Origin of the sequence: Photobacterium chitinilyticum, from assembly GCF_004104355.1 — a bacterium.
GTDB classification, from domain to species: Bacteria; Pseudomonadota; Gammaproteobacteria; order Enterobacterales; family Vibrionaceae; genus Photobacterium; species Photobacterium chitinilyticum.
The window spans coordinates 1-733 of sequence record NZ_RJLM01000088.1 but is presented as its reverse complement, the minus strand read 5'-3'; the positions used below and the strand labels follow the sequence as shown (position 1 = coordinate 733).

Genomic DNA, 733 nt, shown 5'->3' with positions numbered 1-733 from the left:
TTGAGGCGGACGAACACTAAGATGGAATAGGCCCGCTAATATGCCCAACGTCCCCGCTGCAATATGATGAGAGGCTATTCCTCCCGGAACAAAAGGRTCAAAACCYTCCACRCCCCACGCYGGRTTTACRGRTTGTACYTTTCCRGTTAGTCCATAAGGRTCGGAYACCCATATTCCAGGACCATAYAAYCCTGTTACATGAAATGCGCCAAAACCRAAGCAAGCCACYCCTGAAAGAAATAAATGAATTCCAAAAATCTTGGGCAAATCCAAAGAAGGTTTTCCTGTACGTTCATCACCCGGTTAGTCCATAAGGCAATATACCCAATGCCAAATAGCTGCCAAGAAGCACAAACCAGAAAACACTATATGTGCTCCGGCTACCCCTTCGTAACTCCAAAGACCCGGATTCGTTATAGTCCCCCCTGTAATATTCCAACCGCCCCAWGAATTGGTTATTCCTAAACGAGTCATGAAAGGTATAACGAACATACCTTGTCTCCACATTGGATCAAGAACGGGRTCRGARGGATCAAAAACTGCTAATTCATATAGAGCCATCGAACCRGCCCAACCAGCAACYAGARCWGTATGCATTATATGRACAGCAAGYAAMCGACCGGGATCATTCAATACAACAGTATGAACACGATACCAAGGCAAACCCATGGAAATRCCCCTTTATCAAMGAAAAATAGACACTATGTAACTTTATTGCATTGGAAAAAACTAT

The 733-nt window shown here is 44.3% G+C and carries 1 pseudogene; it reads right to left on the bottom strand.

Annotated features, from left to right (window positions below):
* Positions 1-669: pseudogene (locus tag EDI28_RS28140) on the bottom strand (hypothetical protein); the annotation flags it as partial.
* Positions 670-733: the final 64 nt, after the last annotated feature.